Raw genomic sequence first — 4338 nt, 5'->3', positions numbered from 1 at the left:
ATGCCGCCCTGGTGCTGGAGGGCAAGGGGCGCAGCCTGCGCATCGAGCGTGACATGCTCAGCGATCAGGTGGTATTGACCGAACGCGATGAGCACTACCACAGGCTCTATCAGTTCGAGGGCAAGGTTTCGCCCCAGGGGCGTTCCTCGGAACGCGGCGAATATCTGGAGCAATTGAGTCGCCTGCTGGGCGTGGCCGACGAGGAAATCTTTCGCGCCTCGCTGTTTTTCGGCCAGGGCAGCCTGGAAGTGTCGGGGCAGGGCGGCATGGCGGCGAAAATCAAAACCCTGCTGTCGGGCTTTGTCGAAGTCGATTACGATCGCGTGCTGCACTCCCTGCGCGAGGATTATTTCGCCATCACCCGGCAAAATCCCTGGGGCAAGGACAAGACCCGCGAGCGCGAACTCGACGAGGTGCGCAAGCGCCTGGAACAGTTGCAGGCCCGCTGGTTCGCCGAACAGGGCAGCCTCAAGGATCTGGAGAATTTGCGCCTGGAGCTCTCCGAGCTCAACCGCGCCATTGAAAGCGGGCGCGGCGACTACGATAAGGGCGAGCGTTACCTGACCTGGGTGCGCAAGTACTGGGAGCAGGAGGACAAGGCTGCCCTGCTGCGGCGTGAGTTGCAGCGCCTCGAACAGCAGGGCGACAAGGTCTCGGATTTGCAAGACCGGCGCCTGGGCATCGAAAAGGAGTTGCAGGCGGCCGGTCTGCCGCACCAACTGCCGGAGAAGCTGCCGCGGCTGTTGAACGAAAGCGAGGAGGTGCGCCAGGATCTGGTGGCCATCCAGGCCCAGGCCGTGGCCTTGCGCGAGCAGGAATTGGACTTGCCCGTGCCCGCCTGGAAATGGCGGCTGGGCGCGAGTGTCGCCGGGCTTGCCGCGGCCGGCGGGCTGGTGTATTGGCAGCCGCGGAGCCTGACCTGGGGCGTCGGCGGCGCGGTGGCGCTGCTTGCCGGGCTCTGGGGCCCGTGTCTGTGGCAGTATGTCCAATTCCGCAAGGAAAAGGCCGATCTCGATGAACAGGCGCGGGCTCTGGATGAGAGCCGCGCCGAGGTACAGGCGCGCATGGCCGAGCTCGACGCGCAGTTCGAGAGCCTGGGCATGCGCCCGTCCTCCGTCGAGCGGGTCAAGATGCTGCGCAATCTGGAGCGTCACCGCGAGCTCATCCATCAGCTGCGCGAGGTGGAAAGCGCCTTGGGGGTGCTGGAAGGCGCGGCGGAGCTCGACGCGGGCAAGGAGGAAATGATCCGCGAGCTTGCGGCTATCGAGGAGCGGCTCGAAAAGGAGCGGCCCAAGCAGCGCCAAGCCCTGCTGGCTCGCGAAGATCTGCCCGAGGCCGAGGAAAAACTGCGGCAGCTCGGCGAGGATCTGCGCGCCAAGGAGGCCCGCCTGCTGGAGCTCACGCGCCGCGAGGCAACCCTGCAGGGGCAGCTGGCCGATTTGGAACGCATCGAGGAAGAAGGGGCGCGGCTGCGCGAGCGCGAGGCGTTTCTCGCCCGGCGGGCACAGGCCCTGCGCAGCGGCTTTGACCTGCTGACCGAAGCCGTCGAGGAGTTTCGCCAGACCTACCTGGATCGCTTCGCCGCCGACATCGGCCAGGCCCTGGCCGGCATTTCCAGCGGTCGTTACAGCGAAGTGCGGCTGGAAGATGATTTCCGCCTGATGCTCGGTACGCGCGGCGGTCAATGGCAGCCCGTGGAGCACTTCAGCCGGGGCACCGTCGACATGGTGCATTTCGCCGTGCGGCTCGCCCTGACCCGGCATCTGGCTCGCGACCGTCGCCTGCCGCTGCTCCTCGACGATCCCCTGGTCAACCTCGATGGCGCGCGTCTCGCCGAGACCCTGCGCATCCTCGACAAGATTAGCGCCGAGCATCAGGTCATCCTGCTTGCCCACAACGAGCGCCTGCTGCGCCAGGCCGCTCGCGAACGCTGGAATGTGATACCCTTGGAGCAGATCAAGACGCCTTCGACCCCCGAAATTCAAGAAAGGAATGAAGATGTCCGACAACTGTATCTTCTGTAGGATCGCCGCCGGTGAGATTCCCGCGCGCATGGTCTATCAGGATGATTTGGTGGTGGCCTTCGAGGATCTCAATCCCCAGGCGCCCCATCATCTGCTGCTGGTGCCGCGCAAGCATATCCGCACCACCCTCGACCTGACCACCGCTGACAACGAGATGATCGGGCATATCCATCAGGTGGCCGGCAAGCTGGCCCATGACCTGGAATTCGCCGAGGATGGTTTTCGCCTCGTCAACAACTGCAACGAAGGGGCCGGTCAGTCGGTGTGGCATCTGCACTTTCACCTGCTGGGCGGCCGCGACCTGACCTGGCCGCCGGGCTGATGAATACCTCGACCGCACCTGCGCGAACCGTCATGAGCGAAGCCGATGAGCGCACGCAGAAACGGCTGATTTCCGAGATCATGGAGCTGCTGGTGACCCATCACGGCGGCGGCATGAGCGAAGAGGGCCTGGATCAGGCCATCGAGTTGCTGCAGCGCGCCTTCGAGATGGCGCGGGCCTCCCACGAGGGGCAGTTTCGCAAGTCGGGCGAGCCCTATTTCTTTCATCCCCTGCGCGTGGCGCATCTGGCGGCGCGCCATTGGATGGATTTCAGCTCGATCATCGCCTCGCTCATGCACGACGTGGTGGAGGACACGCCCGTCACCCTCGCCGAGGTGGAGGAGGCCTTTGGCGCCGAGGTGGCGCTGCTGGTCAACGGCCTGACCAAGGCCTCCGACGAGAGCCTGAGCCGCGAGGCCCTCAAGGCCACCACCTACCGCAAGACGGTGCTGCTGGCCATCGAGGACGTGCGGGTGCTGTGCCTCAAATTCTGGGACCGCCTCGACAACCTGCAGACCATCGGCGCCTTGCATCCCGACAAGCAGAGCCTCATCGCCGAGGAGACCCGCTCCATCTATGTACCCCTCGCTCAGCATCTGGGCATGGGGCGGGTGTCGTCGGAGCTCGAAGCCATGGCTTTGCGCATCCTCTACCCGCGTCGTTACCGCAGCTACCAGGCGGCTCTGGAGAGCCTGCGCACGCAGATGGAGCCCGTTCTGCGACAGTTGAAATCCCAGTTCAACAATGCCTGTGAGCACCAGAAGCTGCAGGTGCTGCTGCGCGACCGCTGGCGGCCATTTTCCATCGCCGCCGCCAAGGGCATGCATCGGGGGCTCTCGACCCTCTACACCCTGGAAATCCAGGTGGATCGCACCATGGATGCCTACCTGGCCCTGGGGCAGCTGCACAGCCTATTTCATCCCATTCCCGGCAAGCTGCGCGATCATCTTCACATCATCTCCCAGTTCGGTTATCAGGCCATTAAAACCACGGTGCAGGCCGGCGAGTATCGTCTGCGCGTCGAGATCACCACGCGCAAGCTGGCGCGCTTCAACGAGGCCGGCGTGCTGGCGCCGGGGTTTGAATTCAGCGTGAGCAATTTCAAGGATCTCATGCAGTCGCTGACGGAGGGCGAATCGCTGTTCGACACGGAGAGCCTGCGGCTTGCCTCGGCCTCGATTCAGGTCTACACGCCGGCGGGCGATACGCGCACCCTGCCCGAGGGCAGCAGCGCCCTGGATTTCGCCTTCGATATCCACCAGGAACTGGGTCTGCATGCCCGCCGTGCGCGGGTCAACGGCCAGACGCGGCTGCTGCGCTACCGGCTGATGGACGGCGATCAGGTGGCCATCGAGCAGGATTCCACCCCCCAGGCCCTGCCCAAGTGGCTGGAATGGGCGGTCACGCCGCGGGCGCGCAACGCCATCCGTCGCTATCTGCGCAGCCGCGTCAAGGGAGAGGCTGAATGAAACCATGGGGGTTCTTGGGGCCCTTCGCGGTCGCCTTGGTCTTGACCTGCGTGCTGTTGCTGCCGGCGGGCGAGGCCCTGGCGGCGCAGGCCAACGCATTTGTCTACCATCGCTTCGGTGATGATCGCTATCCCTCCACCAATGTCTCCGTCGCGGTATTCCGCCGGCAGCTGGAGTTGCTGCGGCAAAACGATTATCAGGTGCTGGCCCTGGGGCAGGTGGTGGAGCGTCTCGAAAAGGGGCAAGCGCTGCCGGAACGCTGCGCCGTGCTGACCATCGATGACGGCTATGAAAGCTTTGCCTCGGGCGGGCTTCCCTTGCTCAAGGAATTCGGCTATCCTGCGACCCTCTTCGTGAGCACCGACAGCGTCGGGCGCCCCGGCTACCTTGGCTGGGAGGCGTTGCGGCGGATCGCCGAGGCGGGCATCGAAATCGGCAACCACTCCGCGGCCCATGAGCACATGGCGGCGCCGCGCGCCGGGGAAGATGCGGCGGCCTGGCGCGAGCGCATGCGGAACGACCT

The 4338-nt window shown here is 65.0% G+C and carries 4 protein-coding genes; all 4 read left to right on the top strand.

Translation table 11 applies throughout. The features are described 5' to 3' along the window. Nucleotides 1-2024, top strand: a 2024-nt coding sequence (locus QAT43_RS14415) for an ATP-binding protein (protein ID WP_305043786.1), incomplete at its 5' end; no start/stop codon positions are given. Beyond that, entirely contained in the window at nt 1999-2346 is a 348-nt protein-coding gene (locus QAT43_RS14410) for a histidine triad nucleotide-binding protein (protein WP_305043785.1), read from the top strand. The genes QAT43_RS14415 and QAT43_RS14410, both read left to right, overlap by 26 nt. A 32-nt stretch (nt 2347-2378) precedes the next feature. Beyond that, nucleotides 2379-3815, top strand: a complete 1437-nt coding sequence (locus QAT43_RS14405) for an HD domain-containing protein (RefSeq protein WP_305043784.1) — start codon at nt 2379-2381, stop codon at nt 3813-3815. Next, the coding region (locus QAT43_RS14400; RefSeq protein ID WP_305043783.1) for a polysaccharide deacetylase family protein at nt 3812-4338 on the top strand (527 nt) is incomplete at its 3' end. The genes QAT43_RS14405 and QAT43_RS14400, both read left to right, overlap by 4 nt.

Origin of the sequence: Geoalkalibacter sp. (assembly GCF_030604225.1) — a bacterium.
Classification (GTDB): domain Bacteria; phylum Desulfobacterota; class Desulfuromonadia; order Desulfuromonadales; family Geoalkalibacteraceae; genus Geoalkalibacter.
This window is presented reverse-complemented; position numbering and strand designations above follow the sequence as displayed.